This is a genomic window from Qipengyuania sp. (genome assembly GCF_042095715.1).
Classification (GTDB): domain Bacteria; phylum Pseudomonadota; class Alphaproteobacteria; order Sphingomonadales; family Sphingomonadaceae; genus Qipengyuania.
Map to the genome: position 1 here is coordinate 16,384 of NZ_JBELMO010000025.1, position 19,549 is coordinate 35,932.

The window sequence follows — 19,549 nt, forward strand, 5'->3', positions numbered from 1 at the left end:
CAGGAGAGCCCAAGCCGTGGCCGCAATCCCAAATACAGAGCAGCTCCCCGGCGAAGTGACAGCACTGCGCGACGGCGATCCTCTGGATCTCTTCAACAAATGGTTTGATGAAGCCCGGTCGGTTGAACCCAACGATCCCAATGCGATGGCGCTTGCCACCGCCACGCCGGACGGCTGGCCTTCCGTTCGCATGGTCTTGCTGAAGGAGCACGGACCGGATGGCTTCGTATTCTACACCAATGCGGAAAGTCGCAAAGGCGGTGAAATCGCCGAGAATCCTCAAGGGGCGCTGCTATTTCACTGGAAGAGCCTGAGGCGCCAGATCCGTATCGAAGGCGCGCTGCAAGAGGTGAGCGAAGCGGAGGCCGATGCCTATTTCCATTCGCGTCCGCGCGTCTCGCAGATCGGCTCGGCGGCTTCTGACCAGTCGCGGCCACTTCCGCAGCGCCAGACCTATCTGAACCGTGTGGAGGACCTTGCTGTCCGCTTTCCCGAGGGGGACATTCCGCGCCCGGAACACTGGACCGGGTTTCGGCTCGTCCCCCATGCAATCGAGTTCTGGCTCGACCGACCCAATCGGCTCCATGACCGGAGGCTGTTCAAGCGCGTGGGAACGGGTGCGTGGAGCAGCACGCTGCTTTATCCATGATTGATAGCAGTACCAGTCAGCTGCAAAGGGCAAGACTGACCCGAAGCGCCGCGCTCGCGTCCATGAGCGTGGCGGTGGTGCTGGTGAGCCTGAAGTCCTGGGCGAGCTGGCAGACGAATTCGACCGCAATGCTGGGAAGCTTGGCGGATTCCGCGCTCGACCTCGCGGCAAGTTTTGCCACTCTGATCGGCGTGTGGATTGCGGCGAGGCCTGCGGACGATGATCATCGGTTTGGCCACGGCAAGGCCGAGGCGCTGGCTGCCATCGTGCAGGTGGTGCTGATCGCGGTTTCTGCCGCCGGACTGGCCTTCCGCGGGGTCGCGATGCTGTTCGGCCCAAATGAAACCCAAGCGGCGGGCGAAGGGATCCTGGTTTCGGGCATTGCCATCGCGGCCACGCTTGCGCTGATAAGCTGGCAGAAAATTGTCGTGCGCCGCACCGGATCGGTCGCGATCAAGACCGATCACGTTCACTATCAGTCCGATCTCATGCTCAATCTCGCCGTGATCGCGGCGCTTGCTCTCGACCAGTATGCCGGTTTCACTCAGGCCGATCCCCTGTTCGGGATCGCCATCGCGCTCTGGCTCGCATGGGGCGCCTGGAACGCCGCGCGCGAAGCAGTGGACCACCTGATGGACAAGGAGTGGCCGGACGAACGCCGCGAGGAATTTCTGCGCTGCCTCGCCCGGCATCCCGAACTGACCGGCGTTCACGATCTGCGCACGCGCACCAGCGGGGCAAAGGATTTCGTGCAATTTCATGCCGCCATGAATGGGGCGATGCCCTTGCGAGATGTTCACCGCATCATGGACGAGATCGAAGAACGCATCGCACGGGAATTTCCCGGCGTGGAAATCCTGATTCATCCCGACCCGACCGGCCTGGTCAACGAATCGGGGGTGGCTGCGGAAGAACTGCTTCCGGACATCGAAGGAAATGTTCTGCGATGAAGATACCTTATTTCCACGTGGATGCGTTCGCCAGCGAACCGTTCAAAGGCAATCAGGCGGCTGTGATGCCTCTGGAAACCTGGCTTCCCGACGATGTGTTGCTGGCGATCGCCGCGGAAAACCTGTTTGCCGAAACCGCCTTCGTGGTCCGGGACGAAACGGGCGAAGCGGACTGGGAATTGCGGTGGTTCACGCCTGCCGAGGAAGTGCGTCTATGCGGTCACGCGACGCTTGCGAGCGGCCATGTACTGCTCGAGCGAGATGGCGGGAGGCGGGTCTCTTTCAGGACCAGACAGGCAGGGGTTCTGGAAGTCCGCAGGGGGGGGGAGGCTTACGAACTCGCTCTCCCAGCCATTAAGACCGAGCTTTCCGCATGGCCGGAGGCGGTGGCATCACTGGGCGCCGATCCTGCCGAGGTCTGGCGCCACGAGGATGGTTACGGCATCTATCTTTTTGCCAACGAGGCTGAGGTTCGCGGTCTTTCCCCCGATCTGCGGGGCATGGGCAAGCTGGGGAACGACCAGTTCATCTGCACTGCGCCAGGAAGCAATCACGATTTCGTGAGCCGTGTGTTCGTGCCGGGCGGCGGGGTGGATGAAGACAGCTTCACGGGTTCGGCCCATGCCGCCCTCACCCCGTTCTGGTCTGCCCGCCTGGGGAAGGCGGAGTTCATCGCCCATCAGGCCAGCGCTCGGGGCGCGGATGCGTCCTGCCGGCTGGAAGGCGACCGAGTCTGGCTCGGCGGCGACTGCACGACTGTGGTCGAAGGCACTTTCTATCTTTCGGGGTAAACCGCCAAGAGATCGGCCAGCTTGGGCATGAGTGCCCTACGCTCGTCCGCATCCGAATGCCCCAGCCGGACCACTGTCAGCCGCTGGGCGGGCGAGATCAATGCATATTGCCCCATGTGTCCGATCATCGCGAACAGCGAACCCGGTCCCCGGTCAGGGAAAAGCGGGTTTTCCCCGGCTCCCGGAACCGCTTTGTTGAGCCACGTCTGCATGCCGTAGTTCGGGCTGCGCGGGCTGGGTGTGATCATCTGTTCGACCCATTGGCGCGGCACCAGTTGGGCGCCCTTGTACGAACCCTTCGTGCGCAGGAACTCTCCGAAGCGCGCATAGTCTCGCGCGGTCGCGTGCATCAGACTGCCACCGATCAGCGTTCCCGATTCGTCGAACTCCGGGACGACGCTCGTCATGCCCAGAGGCTCGAACAGGCGCGCCTGCAAATAATCCGCCACCGCGCGCCGCCGCACTTCCGGGTCGCGGCTGTTGTTGGTCAGAACCCGTGCCGCGATATCGGCCAGAATCACCGTGGTATTACTCGAATATTCGAATGTGCTGCCCGGCTCCGCCTCGAGCGGCTGCTCCTCTGCCCACTTGGCCATGTCTCCGCGACCATCCAGGAACAGCATCCTCACCTCGCTGCTCTCCACCGGCACCGGCCCCGCTTCGGTATGATCCAGGCCGGACCGCATCTGGAGAAGATGGCGAAGCGTGATCGCGCCGCGCGGATCACCGGCTCGCCGCCAGCGTGGAATTGGCGCGGGCTCGTCCAGCGCAAGCAAGCCGTCGGCCACCAGCATGCCGATCAGGGTGGCGGTGATCGTCTTAGCCATGGACCAGCTGACGAAGCGCGTGTCCTCGTCGTAACCGGCTGCATATCGTTGGGCGGCCAGTTTCCCGTCCGCCATAACCACGACCGCTCGCGTTTCGCCGACAGCGGGATCGACGAACAGAGTATCTATCGCGCGGGCAAGTTCGTCGCGGGGCGCGCCGGCATCGGATGTGACCGCCGCACGGGCTTCTTCGCTAAGCGGCGGCGGCCCGGTCGGTTGCGGGGATCCGCAAGCGACGAGGCTTGTGGCGAGGGCGAGTGCGGGGATAAGGGCCAGGTGTCGCGGAAACATTGCCGCGCTCAATCGCACGGGGTTTTCGCGCTTGGCAAATGCAAAATCGAACCGCCGCCGCTGGGTTTGGCCGACAGTGCTGCTGCTCGCCATTGCTGGTGCCGCGGCGGCGTGGTTCTCGTCCTATGGCACCATGATCCGCGGCAACGCGACGGCTGGCACCGGCTATCTCGCCCATGTGGCTTGCTCGTGCAGGTATATAGCCGGCCGCAGCCTCGACGATTGCGAGAAGGACAAAATGGGCGGCATGGAGCTTATCCGGCTCTCCGACGATCCGCAGACGAAGAGCGTAACGGCGAGTGTGCCAATGCTTGCGAGCGACACGGCATCCTATCGAAAAGGATACGGGTGCATTTTGCAGCAATCGCAAAGGGCCGCCGGCTAGCCAGCCTGTTCGGTTTCCTCGATCCACCCGCCCCCGATGACACGCTCGCCCGAATAAAGAACTGCGGCTTGCCCCGGCGCCACTCCGAATTCGGGGTTGGCGAAGACGATCCTCGCGTCGGCGCCATCGCCAAGGGAGCCTTCGAGAGTGACCGGAACCGGCTTTGCCAGGCTACGGACCTTTGCGGTCAGGGATTCACTTGGCAGCGGGCCTATACGGTTGGTCTGCGAGAGAAGTGCAGCGCCCACTGCCAGTAGCTGCTTGGGACCTACCCGGACCTGGGCATTTTCGGCATCAATCCCGACGACATAGAGTGGCTCCGGCTGGCCGCCGATCTCCAGCCCCCGGCGCTGGCCTACCGTATAGTGGATGATGCCGGGGTGTTCTCCCAAAACGGCTCCGGTTTCGGCGTGGACGATGTTGCCCGGCCTCGCACCCTCGGGTCGAAGGGACTTTACGATCCGCGCGTAATCCCCGTCGGGAACGAAGCAGATGTCCTGGCTGTCGGGCTTGGAAGAGTTGCGAAGCCCCGCCTGCTCCGCCAGCGCACGCACCTGCGGCTTCGGCAAGCCGCCCAGGGGGAAGCGCAGAAAGTCCATCTGCGCCTGCGTAGTCCCATACAGGAAGTAGGACTGATCGCGGGCGGGATCGAGCGCGCGGTGCAGCTCGGCGCCATCCGCACCCATGATGCGGCGCACGTAATGGCCCGTCGCCAGGCAGTCCGCGCCCAGTTCCCGAGCCATCTTCAGGAGATCGGTGAACTTGGGGCCCATGTTGCAGCGGATGCAGGGCACGGGCGTGCGCCCGGAGATGTAATCGTCTGCGAACTGCTCGACCACATCGTCACGGAACGCGCTTTCGTGATCGAACACATAATGGGCCATGCCAAGGCGATCCGCCACCGAACGGGCATCCGCGATATCGTCTCCGGCGCAGCACGCGCCCTTGCGCCCGGTGGCGGCCCCGTAATCGTAAAGCTGGAGCGTTATGCCGATCGCTTCCGCGCCGCTGGCATGAGCCAATGCGGCCACCACCGAACTGTCGACGCCTCCCGACATGGCGACTACGATCCGGCATTCGCTTGCCGGCTTCGGCAGATCGAAAAGGCGCGCCGCTTCGGCTGGAGCCAGCAGATCGTCGGGGTGTGCAAGGATTTCGATCGTCTTTGTCATCGGGGCTGGGACCCTACACAAAACGCGCCGATACCGCCAGTCGGCCCCCGCAAATGGCGAATCTCATGTTTCACGGAGTGTTTACCACACCGGACCTATAGGGACACTCATGTTTGAGGGTCCCATCAAGGCGGCAGACTATGCCGGGAGCGAGGAATTGCCCATCTTGCGGCAGTTGCGCTGGACCGATCTGGTCGCCCGGATCGCCGCGACGCGCGATTGTCGCGACACTGCCCAGCAGGAAAATGCCACCCGGGAAGAGGAAAGCGCCAGCTTCGCGAACTTCCATACCAGCGAAGAAAAGACTAAATGGCGCGTTAACCGTGATGCTTTAAGCGATGGCAAAATGCCTCGGTTAAGTCAGCCCGACGACGCGAATAGCGCGGCAAATGGCGACCGAGAAACGAGATGATTGAAAACCAGGACATCCGCCCCGCACAGGTAATCGGCCCCCTGGGCGAACCGCTGACGATTGCGGACCTGCCGCCGCCGAATACACGGCGCTGGGTCGTGCGCCGCAAGGCCGAGGTGGTCGCCGCCGTCAACGGCGGTTTGCTCACCATCGAAGATGTGCTGGAGCGATACGGCCTGACCCTGGAAGAGTTCGCGTCCTGGCAGCGCGCGGTGGACCGCTCGGGCATGCAAGGCCTCCGGGTCACGCGGATCCAGCACTACCGCGAACTCTACGAGCGCCAACTCAAGTACTGACGCATCGCTTGATATTTTCGCGCGGGAACCCGGTGGTCTTCCGCGCGATGACCTTCTGTATGACGGCCAAGGGAACCACAGTGCCTGTCGAACCGTTCAAGGTTCAACAGGATCAGGGGATCCTTAAACAGGAGGAAAGAATGGGTTGGATTATCGCAATTATCGTCGGCGGTGTTGCCGGTTGGCTGGCCAGCATGGTCATGAACCGTGATGCTTCCATGGGTATTTTCTGGAATATCGTCGTGGGCATTATCGGCGCGGTCATCGGCAACTTTCTTGCCGGCCCGCTTTTCGGCGTCCAGGGCACCATCCAGAGCTTCAATCTTACCGGCTTCCTAATCGCCATCGTCGGCGCGATCGTGTTGCTCGGCATTGCGAACCTCGTCCAGCGTGGGCGTGTTCGCTAATTTGAAGCGACGGAATAGACTAGCAAAGTAAAGGGCGGCCTTCGGGTCGCCCTTTTCATTTAACGGTGTACCTCCCGTACCAGGGCGTGTTCGAAATGTCGCTGGTCCGTGGCAAATCGCAGCCCGTCGAGTGGCCGATTGCCCTTCATGCCACTTCGCTATAGAGCCTGACAGACGCTGAAATCCCACTCTAACGGGACGGCGCGGCTTGGGACAATGCGCAAATCGGCATGAATTACGAGACGCGAATATCCGCCGACAAGGCCGAAAGCCTGCACGGCACTTTGGAAGCCCCTCTCATAGAGGAGGAACGGTCGCGCCGTCGCTGGCCGTGGTTCGTTCTGGCCGGGCTGGCGCTTGCCATAGCGGCCTTTTTCATCTTCGGGCGTGGTGGTGGGGAAACCACACCTGCCGGGGATCAGGCGGATCAGTTGCCGGTGGTGACTGTCGTGGCGCCGGGCAACGCCACCATAGAGGGAACCATCAACGCGACGGGCACACTGGGCGCTCGCCGTGAAGTTCCGGTCGGCGTGGTGGGCGAAGGGGGCCGTGTGATTTCCGTTCCGGTCGATCGGGGCGACTGGGTCCGCCAGGGTCAGGCACTCGTGGCGATCGATCGGTCGGTCCAGAACCAGCAGGCCAGCGGCGCCGCGGCGCAGGTCGAGGTCGCACGGGCGGATGCCGATCTGGCGCAGTCCAATCTGGAACGCGCGCTCAAGCTCGTCGATCGCGGTTTCGTATCCACCGCCGACGTCGATCGCCTCACCGCCACCCGCGATGCCGCCAACGCGCGCGTCCGCGTCGCGGAAGCGACTCTTCGGGAATTGCGGGCGCGCAACGACCGCCTCAGCGTGGTGGCGCCAACCTCGGGTCTTATCCTTACCCGCAATGTCGAGCGCGGCCAGACGGTTGGCGCCGGGTCGCAGCCGCTGTTTACCATTGCCCAAGGGGGCGAGATGGAGCTCCTGGCGCGGCTCGGGGAAGAAGATCTCGCCAGCGTTTCGGTCGGTACGCCCGTCACGGTGAGACCGGTCGGTCTCGACAAAACCTATTCCGGACAGATCTGGCAGATCGACCCCGTCATCGATGCGCAGACGCGTCAGGGTATCGCCCGGGTCGCTCTCAGCTATGCGCCGGGCCTGCGCCCGGGCGGATTCGCCAGCGCCGTGATCCAGTCGGGCACGGTGGTCGCGCCGATGCTGCCGGAAAGTGCCATCATGTCCGATGCGCAGGGCAATTACGTCTACATCATCGACAAGGATGATAAGGTGGTGCGCCGCGGTATCGAAACCGGGCTGGTAACCGATCGCGGTATCGCCGTAGTCGACGGACTATCGGGGCAGGAGCGGGTGGTGCTTCGCGCCGGCGGGTTCCTCAATCCAGGCGATCGGGTGAAGCCCAAGCTGACCAAGGCCGGGAACTGAAACATGGGCCTGCGCGGAATTTCTGCCTGGTCGATCAGAAATCCGATCGTCCCGCTCGTCCTGTTCGCCGGCTTGCTTTTCGCCGGCTTCCTCAGCTTTTCGCGCATGAGCGTACAGAACGATCCCGACATCGAATTCGGTGTCGTGGTCGTAAACATCAGCCAGCCTGGCGCCGCACCAAGCGAAATCTACACGCAGATCACCGAAAAGGTCGAAAGCGCCGTCGCATCGGTCGAAGGCGTGGATGTCGTCTCCAGCGACGCAACCGAAGGATCGTCGACCACCCAGATCCAGTTTGAAATCGGGGAGGACATCAACAACGCTGTCAACGAGGTCAAGGCGGCTGTCGATCAGGTTCGAGGCGATCTGCCCGAAGGTATTCTCGAGCCGCGGGTGTTTAAGGTAAATACCTCCAGCAACGAAATCGTCAGTTTCGCGGTGACCGCCGACGACATGACCATGGAGCAGCTGAGCTGGTTCACCGACGATGTCGTGACGAAACGTCTTTTGGCCGTTCCCGGAGTAGCGGCCGCTTCGCGCAGGGGCGGCGTCGACCGGGAGATCCGCGTAACTCTCGATCCCGCCCGGATGCAGGCGCTCGGCGTTACCGCAGCGCAGATCAACGCGACGCTGCGGCAGACCAATGTCGATGCCGGTGGCGGGCAGTCCGAGATCGCCGGTTCACGCCAGTCTGTCCGCGTGCTCGGGAATGCGGAAACGGCCTACCAACTCGGTCAGCAGCAGATTTCGCTGGGCGGCGGCCGTACGGTCAAGCTGTCCGACGTCGCAACGGTCTCCGATGGGGCAAGCGAAATCCGCAGCATTGCCAAGGTCGACGGACGTTCGGTGGTTACTTTCGGCATCCAGCGGGCGCGCGGCGAATCCGACGTTTCGGTCTATGATGATTCCATCGCAGTCCTCGACGAGATCCAGAAAGAGAATCCCGGCATCAAGTTTACCGAACTGTTCAATTCGGTAACCTATACCAAGGACCAGTACGAAAGTTCGATGGCCGCCATGATCGAGGGTGCGATCCTGGCCGTTGTGGTGGTCTTCTTCTTCCTCCGGGACTGGCGCGCGACCATCATAGCCGCGATTGCGATCCCGCTCTCCGCCATCCCCACCTTCTGGTTCATGGACATGCTGGGCTTCTCGCTCAATTCCATGAGCCTGCTCGCCCTCGGCCTGGTGGCGGGCGTTCTTGTGGACGACGCGATCGTGGAGATCGAGAACATCGTCCGGCACATGCGCATGGGCAAGACGGCTTATCAGGCGTCGATCGATGCGGCGGACGAAATCGGCATCGCGGTGGTCGCGTGCACCTTCGCTATCGCGGCTGTATTCCTCCCCGTCGGCCTGATGCCGGGCGTGGCCGGACAGTTCTTCAAGAACTTCGGCCTCACTGTTGTCGCCGCGGTGCTGATGAGCCTCGCGGTGGCACGCATGATTACGCCGCTTATCGCGGCCTATTTCCTGCGTGAACACGGCGCGGCGCCCCATGCCGACGGAAAATGGATCCGGCAGTACACCCGGGTGCTCGAATGGTCGATCGACCGGCGCAAGGCCGTCGCATATCGCGAGCGCATGCTTGAAAAGCATGGCAAGATTGGGATCTTCAGGCGGATCAAGGCACGTTTCCTCGACCATCGCATCTGGGTGATGGGTATCGGCCTTGCATCGTTCGCCCTCACGATCGTGATGTTCGCGACCACGCCCATGCAGTTCTTCCCGAACACAAATCTCGATTTCAGCACGGTCCGCATCGAGATGGTACCCGGGACAACGCTGGAACAGACCGAGGAGGTCTCGGACCAAGTCGCTGATATCCTGCGCGCCGAACAGGAACCCGAGACGATCCAGCAGCGGGTGAATGAAGGCAGCAGTTCGATCTACGTAAACCTTCGCGAGGATCGTGAGCGCAAGAGCCTGCAGTTCGAACAGGAAGTGGCGATCAAGTTCCAGCAGATCCCCGACGCGCGCGTAAATTTCCAGCAAAACCAGAATGGCCCTCCGGGCGGTTCCGGGCGCGATATCTCGGTCATGCTGTCGGGTAGCAATCCGGAACTGCTCGATCGCACCGCCTTGCAGCTGGTGGAACAGATGCAGGGCCTTGACTCGATCCGTGCCCCGCGGGTGGAAGCGGATCTTCAGCGGCCGGAACTGATTATCACACCGCGCAGCGACCTCGCCGCTTCGCTCGGCGTCACGACGGCGGCGCTAAGCCAGGCAATCCGCATCGCCACCATCGGCGAGATCGATCAGAACGCTGCCAAGTTCTCGCTGTCCGACCGGCAGGTTCCGATCCGGGTCATGCTGCCCGAACAGTCGCGTGGCAATCTCTCGACCATTCAGAACTTGCCCGTCCCTACGGCAAGTGGCGGCTCCGTACCGCTCTCCCGCGTTGCCGATATCAAGTTCGGGGCAGGTCCGACCTCCATCGAAAGCTACGATCGGCTGCGGCGCGTATATATCGGTGCCGACCTTGCGCCCGGTGTGGACAAGGGCGTCGCGGATGCCCAGATCGCCAAGCTGCCGTTGATGCAGAACCTGCCTACCGGGGTCAGCAATACCAAGGCCGGATCCGATCGGTTCCTCCAGGAACTGCTGCGAGATTTCACGATCGCACTGGCGACGGGTATCCTTTCCGTCTTCGCGGTTCTCGTCCTGCTCTATCGCCGCCTGATGAGCCCGTTGGTTAACATGGGGTCGCTGCTGCTCGCGCCTCTCGGCGGCCTGATCGCGCTCAAGCTTCTGGGCCAGCCCATCTCGCTTCCCGTGTTCATCGGCATCCTCATGCTGTTCGGTATCGTCGCGAAGAATTCGATCCTGCTCGTCGACTTCGCGCTCGAGGAGATGGACAGGGGAATGACTCGGTTCGAGGCTATCGTCGAGGCCGGACACAAGCGTGCCCAGCCGATCGTGATGACCACGGTGGCCATGTCGGCGGGCATGGTCCCCACCGCCATGTCGCTGTCGGGCGATGGTGCGTGGCGCGCGCCGATGGGCACGGTGGTGATCGGCGGTCTCGTCCTTTCCACGGTCCTCACGCTGCTGATCGTTCCGGCGGGTTTCAGCCTCGCGGCGGGTATCGAACGGAGGCTGGGGCCGAAGCTTCGGCGGACCTTCCTCTCCTATGATCCCAAGCGCGATGGCGCGTCCGGGGTTGACGGACGCTCTGATGGGACGGCACTCCCCGCAGAGTGAGATCGCCGGACCTTCCCGCGCCCGTGGCGCCCCGCATAGCTGCCATCACGCCTGATCGCGCGCGGGTGATGCGCCGCACCGCGACGGGGTTGCTCGTGCTGATGGCGGTAATCTTCGCGATCTCAGGCCGCTTCCTCGACGCCCACCCGATTTGGGGTTTCATCCATGCCTTCTCGGAAGCGGCAATGGTTGGCGGGCTCGCGGACTGGTTCGCGGTCACCGCGCTGTTCCGCCATCCACTCGGGCTGCCGATCCCGCACACTGCGATCATCCCTGAAAACAAGGACCGCATCGCCGATACGATGGCGGGGTTCCTGCGCGAGAATTTCCTGACACCTGCCGTGGTTGCGCGGCGCATGCGCGAGATGAACCTGGCCCATGCTGTCGGCAGCTACTTGGCCGAGCCCACGCCGGGGGGAACATCGCGGGTGAGGGCCGGGGCGGGCGAGCTTCTGGTCGAAGTGCTGCAATCGCTCGATCCCGAACGGCTCGGTACGCAGGTCCGCGCCGCGCTCGCCAGTGGCCTTGAACGGCTTCCGGTGGCGCCGCTGCTCGGCAAGCTGCTTTCCACCATGATTGCGGACGGGCGCCACAAGCCGCTGATCGACAGTGCCATCCGTTGGGCTGGCCTGGTGCTGGAAGACAACGAACAGATGGTGCGCGCGATGATCCATGCCCGCGCCAACACGCTGCTGCGCTTTACCGGGCTGGACGAAAGGCTCGCCAATTCGGTCCTGGACGGGCTCTATAAGTTGCTGGCCGAGGTGTTGGTGGATCCCGACCATCCCTTGCGCTCCAAGGTGGAAGAGGGATTGCGCAAGCTGGCGAATGATCTGGTCGAGGATGAAGAGACGCGCGACAAGGTTGAGAGGATGAAGCGCGAACTGATTGCGAACCCCGCCGTGGCGGTGTGGTGGCAGGGCGTGTGGGAGCGTTTGCGCCGCGGGCTGATCGACATGGTTCGCGGGAAGGGCAAGACCGATGCCAGCCTGTCCGCGCTGTTCGAAAGCTTCACGGAGATGGGCGTCGCTTTGCGCGACGATCCCCGGCTGCAGTGGCAGGTCAATCGCTTCGCGCGACGCACGGCGGTGGGCGTTGCGTCACGCTATGGCGGGCAGATCGTCCAGTTGGTGTCGGAGACGGTCAAGCGCTGGGATGCCACCACGATTACGGACCGGGTCGAAGGCGCGGTGGGCCGCGACCTCCAGTTCATCCGCATAAACGGCACCCTCGTGGGCGGGCTGGTAGGGGTTGCAATCCATGCCCTGGTATTGCTGCTGTGATCTAATCAAACAGGTTAGTCTGACAATTTGAAAAGAACCAAACTCGTATGGTACGATGCAAAGGGGCTGCCGTCAGCATCGATTGCAGGGTCAAAACGTGCTCGCTTGATTATCGCATCGCATACTAGCTCTCGAAACTGTTCGATGCTCGCTCCGCTTTGGATCGCGCACGAGGTAGCGATGCCTTCTTTGTCTACGATTACACGCACATAAAGCAGGCCTTCTTGTAGTCCTTTTATCGCATTACGCGGATAGTCCGCATCGGTGAGCCACTCTCCCTCGTTCAACGCAGTTGGAGGCGAGCGTTGCGATCTCACGCGTTGCGGATCGAGCCCCCAAGATGAAACTAGCCGTTCTGTGCAATCGTCCAACGCGGAAAAGGCGTCTCCCATCGATCCAGTCACAAGAACTACGCGGTCGTCCCCATCGTAACCGAGGGATAATCGATCGACCGCCGCCTCTTCCTCACGTGTGTAATGCATTGAATAAGGGGGGACAGTCCCACCCTTATCATAATCGAAATTTTCCGGAGAGATCGCTAATTTGTTGCGAAAAATTAACGCCGGGGCCCATTTTCCTAACGTGCCTATCATAGCAGTGCGCTTAAAGGCCTTGTTCGCTCCGAAACGCAGGCTAATTGGTGCGTTTTCTTTAACAACCTGGCCTTCAGAAATGCGATTTTGCAATCGCCGGGCAAAACTAAAGGGGCGCCCGGCCAAGGTCATCGCAAAACGTTCGCCAGGCTCGAATTGTTCGATCAGCATGACGCTCTCGTTCTTCCCATGCCCGAAGACACTCATCAGACGACAGCTCTGATTCGCATAATTTAGGCTCCACGCAGATGATGGCTCCAGGGTTATGACCTCGGACGCACGCGCATTCGAAGCAAGCCCTGCCAATATTGCCAGCACCCATGGGGAGCGAACCGCCAACACGCCGACCATCAATCTCCCAGTAAAAATCGAAGCCATCAACGGTGGCCTCAACCTCATACTGAAATTCGAAGATCGATGATAGGCTAGAGCTTTTCGGTCAGTTCCGGAACGATCTTGAACAAGTCGCCGACCAGGCCGATGTCGGCGACCTGAAAGATCGGTGCATCCTCGTCCTTGTTGATGGCGATGATGGTCTTGGAATCCTTCATCCCGGCAAGGTGCTGGATGGCGCCGGAGATACCGATCGCGAAATACACTTCGGGAGCCACGATCTTGCCGGTCTGGCCGACCTGATAATCGTTCGGGACATAGCCCGCATCGACCGCGGCGCGGCTGGCACCGACCCCCGCGCCGAGCTTGTCCGCGAGCGGCATGATGTATTCCTGGAAGGTTTCCGCATCCTTCAGCGCGCGCCCACCGGAAACGATGATATTGGCGCTCGTCAGCTCCGGACGTTCCGATTTGGCGAGTTCCTGGCCAACGAAGCTGGACATGCCGGCATCGCCTGCGCCCGACACGTCTTCGATCGCTGCGGATCCGCCCTCCGGCTCCGCCTTGTCGAAAGCGGTACCCCGCACAGTGACAACCAGCTTTTCGTCACTGGATTCGACCGTTGCGATGGCGTTGCCGGCGTAGATCGGACGGGTGAAGGTCTTGTCACCCTCGACAGACAGAATGTCCGAGAGCTGCATCACATCGAGCAATGCCGCGACCCGCGGGGCAATGTTCTTGCCCGTGGTGGTGGCAGGCGCGACAAACGCATCGTGATCGCTCATGAGATCCACGATCAGCGGCGCCACGTTTTCGGGCAGGCCGTGTTCATAGGCGGTATCGTCCGCCAGCAGGACCTTGCCGACCCCCGCGATCTTGGCAGCTTCGTCCGCCACCGCGCGGCAGCCGCTGCCGGCCACCAGCAGATCGACGTCGCCAAGCTTTCCGGCGGCGGTCACGGCGGACAGGGTTGCGTCCTTCAGGGCGGAATTGTCGTGTTCGACCCAGACCAGTGTCTTCATGTCAAATATCCTCTTCGTCCGGGGATGCTCAGGCTATGAGGGTCCCGGTTTGACGGCATCTCAGGCGATGCCGAGCGCCTTGATCTTCGCGACGAGCGCATCGACGTCCTCGACCTTCTCACCCGCTTGGCGAACCGGCGGTTCGGCGACCTTCAGCGTCTTCAGGCGCGGTGCGACGTCCACGCCGTAATCGGCGGGGGTCTTGTTCGCTAGCGGCTTGGACTTCGCCTTCATGATGTTGGGAAGCGAGGCATAGCGCGGCTCGTTGAGGCGCAGGTCGGTGGTAACGATGGCGGGAAGCGTCAGCTTCACCGTTTCCAGCCCGCCGTCGATTTCGCGCTTCACGGTCACGCTGTCGCCGTCGATTTCCACGGTGTTGGCGAAGGTGCCCTGCGGACGACCCATCAGCGCCGCCAGCATCTGGCCGGTCTGGTTGCTATCATCGGAAATCGCCTGCTTGCCCAGCAGGACCAGGCCCGGCTGTTCCTCGTCCGCGATCGCTTTCAGGATCTTGGCGACGGCCAGCGGCTCCACATCCACGTCATCGTCGACCTGCACCAGGATCGCACGGTCCGCACCCATCGCCAACGCGGTGCGCAATGTTTCCTGCGCCTTTGCCGGCCCGATGGAGACCGCGACGATCTCCTCCGCCTTGCCCGCTTCCTTAAGTCGGATCGCCTCTTCGACGGCGATTTCGTCAAAAGGGTTCATGCTCATCTTCACGTTGGCGAGATCGATCCCGCTGCCGTCGGCCTTAACCCGCGGCTTCACGTTGTAATCGATCACCCGCTTTACGGGGACGAGGATTTTCATGCGATATCCTTCCTCTCGAATGGTCTGCGAGGCGCCTACCTTGCGTTTACGTAAACGTCAATCTGTTGTCGGTCTCTCCCGCTTCCCTTGCTCGGGGGGCGGAGTGGGTCAAGCCCGCAGTTTATAGGCTTTACTATGTGTGAGACGGTAAATAGTTTCGGCCCTCCCCGAGCAGGGAGACCTTTCATGCGTTTGCCGACGATTGCCATGCTGCTGCTCGCCATCTTTTCATGGTCCGCCGGCGTGCCCGCGAGAGGGCAGGAAACCCGGATAGCGCCTGAGGATCACGTGCCCCCTGCTGCGACGATCGACCAGCTGGCGTGGCTGGTCGGCCGCTGGAGCGGTACGGGAATTGAGGGCGGCGACGCGCATGAGAGCTGGCTGGCTCCCACCACCGGCGGGACCATGGTCGGCACCTTCGTCCAGGAAACGCCGGAGGGTGAGATCATGTTGACGGAGCACATGTATCTCGGCCCGCTGGATGGCTCGCTTGCAGTTCGGCTGAAGCATTTCGGACCGGATCTGGTCGGGTGGGAAGACCGGGAGGAAATGGTGACCTTCCGCCTGATCGCGCTTGAACCGTGCGCCGCCTATTTCACGGCATTGACCTATCGCTGCGATGGTGACGACGGAATGGTGGTGGCAGTCCGCATGAAAAGCGACGCGCCCGAGCCTCAGGAACTCGTGTTCCGCTTTAAGCGGCAGGGTGCGAACGCTCCGGCCGCCTCATGCCCTGATGCCGCGACCACGCCGGAAATGAACGCCTGTTGGGCCGCGCGCCTCGGGGAAGTGGAAGCGCGCATGGAGCGATATTTCGCCGCGGCCTTGGACAAGGAGAAGGCGCGCCCGCAATTGCAGGCGAAGATGCGGTCTGCGCAGCAGGCCTTCGCAGCCTATGCGAATGGCGAATGCGACGCCGTGCTTGAAGACTGGTCGGATGGCACGATCCGCACCGTGATGGCGCTGGACTGCCGGATTGCGCTGACAAACGCGCGGACACATGCGATCTGGCAGACCTGGCTGACGTATCCCGACAGCACCGCGCCAGTGCTGCCGGAACCCGAACCTATGCGATAATGTTCGAAGGCGGCGCTCAGGCCGCCTTCTTCACTTCGGCCACGATCTTGCGGGCCGCATCGCCCAGATCATCGGCACTGACGATGGCCAGACCGGAATTGTCCAGAATCGCCTTGCCCTGATCGACGTTCGTACCTTCGAGTCGCACGACCAGCGGAACCGAGAGGTTCACGTCCTTGGCCGCCTGGACGATACCGTTGGCGATGACGTCGCACTTCATGATGCCGCCGAAAATATTGACGAGGATACCCTCGACCGCCGGATCCTTGAGGATGATCTTGAACGCCGCCGTCACCTTCTCGGTCGTCGCGCCGCCGCCCACATCGAGGAAGTTAGCGGGGAAAGCGCCGTTGAGCTTGATGATGTCCATCGTCGCCATGGCCAGGCCTGCGCCATTGACCATGCAGCCGATGTTGCCGTCCAGCTTGATATAGGCGAGATCGTATTCGCTCGCTTCGACCTCGGCCGGGTCTTCCTCGGTCACGTCGCGCAGGTCTTCCACGTCCTTGTGGCGGAACAATGCATTGCCGTCGAAGCTCATCTTGGTGTCCAGCACCAGCAGCTTGCCATCGTCGGTTTCGACCAGCGGATTGATCTCGAGCATCTCGCAATCGAGTTCGGTGAAGGCGGTGTAGAGCTGCTTGGTGAGCTTCTGGCACTGCTTGGCCGTATCGCCCGAAAGATCGAGCGCGAAGGCCGCGGCACGGCCATGGTGCGGCATGAAGCCCTGCGCGGGATCAATGGTGATCGTGGTGATCTTCTCGGGCGTGTGGTGGGCCACCTCCTCGATGTCCATGCCGCCTTCGGTGCTCACTACCATGGCGACGCGGCCGCTGGCGCGATCGACCAGAAGGGCAAGGTAGTATTCCTTGGCGATATCGACGCCATCGGTGACGTAGAGACGGTTCACTTCCTTGCCGTCATCGCCGGTCTGCACGGTGACCAGCGTGTTGCCGAGCATATCCTTGGCGTTGGCCTCCACCTCATCGATGGACTTGGCCAGGCGCACGCCGCCCTTCGCATCGGGCGCCAGTTCCTTGAATTTACCCTTGCCGCGGCCGCCTGCGTGAATCTGCGCCTTCACGACATAAAGTGGCCCCGGCAGCTTCTTTGCGCCTGCCACTGCCTCTTCAGCAGAGGTTGCGGCGTATCCGGCGGGGATGGCGATACCGTATTTGGCGAGCAGGTCCTTGGCCTGATATTCGTGAATATTCATGGGTGTGCTGGGATCCTCGCAAGAAAGTATAAAACCGGGGAAGAGTCGCGGGCGGCATAAGCATGGATGGGACGGCTTGAAAAGGGGCCGAACCCGGTGCACTCGCACGAGACGCCAAGCATGATCGACAGAGACCGCCTCCGTTCCATCGTCAAAGAAGCCGGACGGGTGGCCGCCGGCATGTGGCCGGGCGCGGGCCATGGCGTGCGCAGCTGGGATAAGTCGCCGGGTAATCCGGTCTGCGACGCGGATCTGGCCGTGGACGAGTTCCTGAAGCGGGAGCTTTCCGCCCTGCTGCCATCCGCCGGATGGCTTTCCGAAGAGACGGCCGACAATTCCGATCGCCTCGCCAGGGGACTGGTCTGGCTGGTCGATCCGGTCGATGGGACCCGCGATTTCCTGCGCGGACGGCCGGGCTGGGCGGTCTCGGTCGCGCTGGTAAGCGGGGGAAGGCCGTTGATTGGAATGCTGGAAGCGCCGGGGCGCGGAGAAAGCTGGGAAGCGGAAGCGGGGCGCGGTGCCCTTCGCAATGGCATGCGCCTGCAAGCCTCGACCCGGCAGCAACTGACGGGTGCGCGCGTGCCTGCCGATACGCTGCCCAAGACTGACGCGGATCTCCAGCCCGTCGCCCGCCCCAACTCCATCGCCTTGCGCATCGCGATGGTCGCTTCCGATGAGGCCGACCTCTGCGCGACGCTGCGCTGGGGTTATGAATGGGACATCGGGGCTGCGACGCTGATCGCCCGCGAAGCCGGGGCGGCGGTGGGCGATGCCTTCGGTCATCCGCTAACCTTCAACAAGCGCGATCCGCGCGCCTTCGGCATGCTGGTCTGCGCACCCGGAATACAGCGGGCGGCGTTGGAGCGCCTGTCGGATCGGGCCGCCGAACTCGCCTCCGTCCCCCGCTAATCGCCGAGCTGGCGACAAAAAGGGGCCGGCCCATGGCCGACCCCTTTCCTGCGAACCGAAGTGCTTGACGCCTTCGTTTATGCGGTGACCGCTGGAATTACTGCGCCTGCTGCGCGGCTCTTACATCCTCCTCGTCGAAGGGTACGATCTTGATCTCGACGCGGCGATTGAGAGAGCGGCCGTATTCGGTCGAATTGTCGCCCTTGAAGTACTGCGAGTTCTCACCAAACCCCTGCCAGCGGATACGCGCACTCGCGACGCCCTGGCTGATAAGATAATTGGCAACGGCCTGCGCGCGCTGTTCCGACAGCCTCTGGTTGAAGGAATCCGAACCGGTGCTGTCGGTGTAGCCGTAAACGTCGACGAGGCTGTTGGGATACTGCTTCAAGCTCGCCGCAACCTGGTCGAGAGTATTGCGGAAGTTCTGGTTGATGGAGGCGCTGCCGGTGGCGAAGGTCACCCCGTCCGGCAAGTTGACCAGGATGGCCTGGCCGTTGTCCACCTCGGTCACGTCCACGCCGGAGCCGGCGGTGCCTTCCTTCAGTTCCTTGATCTGCTCGTCCATCCGGTAGCCGACATACCCGCCGGCCGCCCCGCCGGCCACGGCGCCTACGATGCGCCCGGTCCGGCCACCGATCACGCCGCCCAGCAGCCCGCCCAGAACGGCACCACCGACGCCGCCGATGGCGGTGCGCGAAACCTTCTGCTCGCCGGTATTGGGATCGGTGACGCAGGCGCTTACGGTCAGCAGCGATGCCGAGGCCATGGCGGCGACGAAGAGGCGAGGTGTCTTCATTTCAGTGTTTTCCCTTGCGAACGGTGCCCGCCCTGTCTGTGAGCGGCCCCCAAAATTGTCGTTTTCCGGCGCTCTTCCACCTGGGCGCCTTTCCCCACAAACACCGGCCCGTGGCGGAAGTTCCGCAAATAGCGGCGTGAAGCCACTGGCGGTGCGCTTCTTTTCTGCTAGGCGGGGGACACCGTGACGCCCTTTCCCTGGACCGATCTCCTCATCATCGCCGGGCTTATCCTGCTCAACGGCGTATTCGCGCTCAGCGAACTTGCGATCGTATCTGCGCGCACGGCGCGGTTGCGCAGCGCTGCGGACAAGGGATCGAAAGGGGCCAAGGCCGCGCTTTCGTTGGCGGCGGATCCGGGCAAGTTTCTCTCCACGGTACAGATCGGCATCACGCTGATCGGGATCATCGCCGGCGCCTATTCGGGCTCCAGCCTCGGCGTCCCGGTCGGAGAGCGGCTCGCGGCGCTGGGGGTGCCCGCGCAATATGCCGCGGAAGCGGGCTTCGTCAGCGTGATCGCCCTGACCACCTATTTCAGTCTCGTCGTGGGCGAGCTGGTGCCCAAGCAGATCGCGCTGCAGATCGCGGTCCCCGTGGCGATCGCCATGGCGCTTCCCATGATGATGCTCGCGAGCATTGCCAAGCCGCTGGTTTCGCTGCTCGACGTTTCCTCGGGCATCCTGATTCGCGCGCTTGGCGTG

General features: G+C 62.5%; 20 protein-coding genes. 13 read left to right on the forward strand and 7 right to left on the reverse strand.

Annotation, left to right across the window (positions count from 1 at the left end):
- The first annotated feature begins 25 nt into the window (after window positions 1–25).
- The 3 genes from pdxH to ACFDTG_RS07980 are packed head-to-tail and all read left to right on the forward strand — an operon-like array spanning window position 26 to window position 2,390.
- Complete coding sequence (gene pdxH / locus ACFDTG_RS07970) at window positions 26–649, forward strand: pyridoxamine 5'-phosphate oxidase (RefSeq protein ID WP_375290513.1); 624 nt, start codon at window positions 26–28, stop codon at window positions 647–649.
- Window positions 646–1,599, forward strand: coding sequence for a cation diffusion facilitator family transporter (locus tag ACFDTG_RS07975; protein WP_375290492.1), 954 nt, complete (start codon window positions 646–648; stop codon window positions 1,597–1,599). Before pdxH ends, ACFDTG_RS07975 begins: the two co-directional genes overlap by 4 nt.
- Entirely contained in the window at window positions 1,596–2,390 is a 795-nt protein-coding gene (locus tag ACFDTG_RS07980; RefSeq protein ID WP_375290493.1) for a PhzF family phenazine biosynthesis protein, read from the forward strand. Before ACFDTG_RS07975 ends, ACFDTG_RS07980 begins: the two co-directional genes overlap by 4 nt.
- Here the strand turns inward: ACFDTG_RS07980 and ACFDTG_RS07985 are convergent.
- Window positions 2,375–3,508: a serine hydrolase domain-containing protein gene (locus ACFDTG_RS07985; RefSeq protein WP_375290494.1), complete on the reverse strand. Its 1,134-nt coding sequence runs from the start codon at window positions 3,506–3,508 to the stop codon at window positions 2,375–2,377. The two genes, ACFDTG_RS07980 and ACFDTG_RS07985, sit on opposite strands and share 16 nt — an antisense overlap.
- 76 nt (window positions 3,509–3,584) lie before the next feature.
- On the opposite strand from ACFDTG_RS07985, the gene ACFDTG_RS07990 reads away from it, so the two are divergent.
- The gene (locus tag ACFDTG_RS07990; protein WP_375290495.1) at window positions 3,585–3,893 is read left to right on the forward strand and encodes a hypothetical protein; all 309 of its coding nucleotides are present in this window, start codon (window positions 3,585–3,587) and stop codon (window positions 3,891–3,893) included.
- On the opposite strand, the gene mnmA is transcribed toward ACFDTG_RS07990, so the two are convergent.
- Window positions 3,890–5,065, reverse strand: a complete 1,176-nt coding sequence (gene mnmA / locus ACFDTG_RS07995; protein ID WP_375290496.1) for a tRNA 2-thiouridine(34) synthase MnmA — start codon at window positions 5,063–5,065, stop codon at window positions 3,890–3,892. The genes ACFDTG_RS07990 and mnmA overlap by 4 nt on opposite strands.
- A 175-nt stretch (window positions 5,066–5,240) precedes the next feature.
- Here mnmA and ACFDTG_RS08000 point away from each other — a divergent pair, with 175 nt between their 5' ends.
- From ACFDTG_RS08000 to ACFDTG_RS08025, 6 genes are all read left to right on the forward strand, one after another.
- Complete coding sequence (locus ACFDTG_RS08000; protein WP_375290497.1) at window positions 5,241–5,477, forward strand: hypothetical protein; 237 nt, start codon at window positions 5,241–5,243, stop codon at window positions 5,475–5,477.
- Window positions 5,474–5,773, forward strand: a complete 300-nt coding sequence (locus ACFDTG_RS08005) for a DUF1153 domain-containing protein (RefSeq protein ID WP_375290498.1) — start codon at window positions 5,474–5,476, stop codon at window positions 5,771–5,773. The genes ACFDTG_RS08000 and ACFDTG_RS08005 overlap by 4 nt, the downstream gene beginning before the upstream one ends.
- A 140-nt stretch (window positions 5,774–5,913) precedes the next feature.
- Window positions 5,914–6,180 (forward strand): GlsB/YeaQ/YmgE family stress response membrane protein, encoded by a 267-nt coding sequence (locus tag ACFDTG_RS08010; protein WP_375290514.1) that lies wholly within the window; start codon window positions 5,914–5,916, stop codon window positions 6,178–6,180.
- Window positions 6,181–6,410: 230 nt separating this feature from the next.
- On the forward strand, window positions 6,411–7,604 hold the full coding sequence (locus ACFDTG_RS08015; RefSeq protein ID WP_375290499.1) for an efflux RND transporter periplasmic adaptor subunit: 1,194 nt from the start codon (window positions 6,411–6,413) through the stop codon (window positions 7,602–7,604).
- Window positions 7,605–7,607: 3 nt separating this feature from the next.
- The gene (locus ACFDTG_RS08020; protein WP_375290500.1) at window positions 7,608–10,808 is read left to right on the forward strand and encodes an efflux RND transporter permease subunit; all 3,201 of its coding nucleotides are present in this window, start codon (window positions 7,608–7,610) and stop codon (window positions 10,806–10,808) included.
- Window positions 10,809–10,876: 68 nt separating this feature from the next.
- Window positions 10,877–12,091: a DUF445 domain-containing protein gene (locus tag ACFDTG_RS08025; protein ID WP_375290515.1), complete on the forward strand. Its 1,215-nt coding sequence runs from the start codon at window positions 10,877–10,879 to the stop codon at window positions 12,089–12,091.
- Window positions 12,092–12,105: 14 nt separating this feature from the next.
- On the opposite strand, the gene ACFDTG_RS08030 is transcribed toward ACFDTG_RS08025, so the two are convergent.
- Genes ACFDTG_RS08030 through ACFDTG_RS08040 form a run of 3 tightly spaced genes read right to left on the reverse strand, consistent with a single transcriptional unit; the run spans window position 12,106 to window position 14,852 of the window.
- Complete coding sequence (locus ACFDTG_RS08030; RefSeq protein ID WP_375290502.1) at window positions 12,106–13,062, reverse strand: energy transducer TonB; 957 nt, start codon at window positions 13,060–13,062, stop codon at window positions 12,106–12,108.
- A gap of 47 nt (window positions 13,063–13,109) precedes the next feature.
- Window positions 13,110–14,039, reverse strand: a complete 930-nt coding sequence (locus tag ACFDTG_RS08035; protein WP_375290503.1) for an electron transfer flavoprotein subunit alpha/FixB family protein — start codon at window positions 14,037–14,039, stop codon at window positions 13,110–13,112.
- Between the two features lie 60 nt (window positions 14,040–14,099).
- Window positions 14,100–14,852: an electron transfer flavoprotein subunit beta/FixA family protein gene (locus ACFDTG_RS08040; protein WP_375290504.1), complete on the reverse strand. Its 753-nt coding sequence runs from the start codon at window positions 14,850–14,852 to the stop codon at window positions 14,100–14,102.
- A 186-nt stretch (window positions 14,853–15,038) separates the two neighbouring features.
- On the opposite strand from ACFDTG_RS08040, the gene ACFDTG_RS08045 reads away from it, so the two are divergent.
- Window positions 15,039–15,929, forward strand: coding sequence for a DUF6265 family protein (locus ACFDTG_RS08045; protein WP_375290505.1), 891 nt, complete (start codon window positions 15,039–15,041; stop codon window positions 15,927–15,929).
- 16 nt (window positions 15,930–15,945) lie between these two features.
- On the opposite strand, the gene sucC is transcribed toward ACFDTG_RS08045, so the two are convergent.
- Complete coding sequence (gene sucC, locus ACFDTG_RS08050) at window positions 15,946–17,145, reverse strand: ADP-forming succinate--CoA ligase subunit beta (RefSeq protein ID WP_375290506.1); 1,200 nt, start codon at window positions 17,143–17,145, stop codon at window positions 15,946–15,948.
- A 120-nt stretch (window positions 17,146–17,265) separates the two neighbouring features.
- Here sucC and ACFDTG_RS08055 point away from each other — a divergent pair, with 120 nt between their 5' ends.
- The gene (locus ACFDTG_RS08055; RefSeq protein WP_375290507.1) at window positions 17,266–18,054 is read left to right on the forward strand and encodes a 3'(2'),5'-bisphosphate nucleotidase CysQ; all 789 of its coding nucleotides are present in this window, start codon (window positions 17,266–17,268) and stop codon (window positions 18,052–18,054) included.
- 97 nt (window positions 18,055–18,151) lie between these two features.
- On the opposite strand, the gene ACFDTG_RS08060 is transcribed toward ACFDTG_RS08055, so the two are convergent.
- Window positions 18,152–18,850, reverse strand: coding sequence for an OmpA family protein (locus tag ACFDTG_RS08060; RefSeq protein WP_375290508.1), 699 nt, complete (start codon window positions 18,848–18,850; stop codon window positions 18,152–18,154).
- A gap of 183 nt (window positions 18,851–19,033) precedes the next feature.
- Here ACFDTG_RS08060 and ACFDTG_RS08065 point away from each other — a divergent pair.
- A partial coding sequence (locus ACFDTG_RS08065; RefSeq protein ID WP_375290509.1) for a CNNM domain-containing protein occupies window positions 19,034–19,549 on the forward strand: 516 nt, incomplete at its 3' end.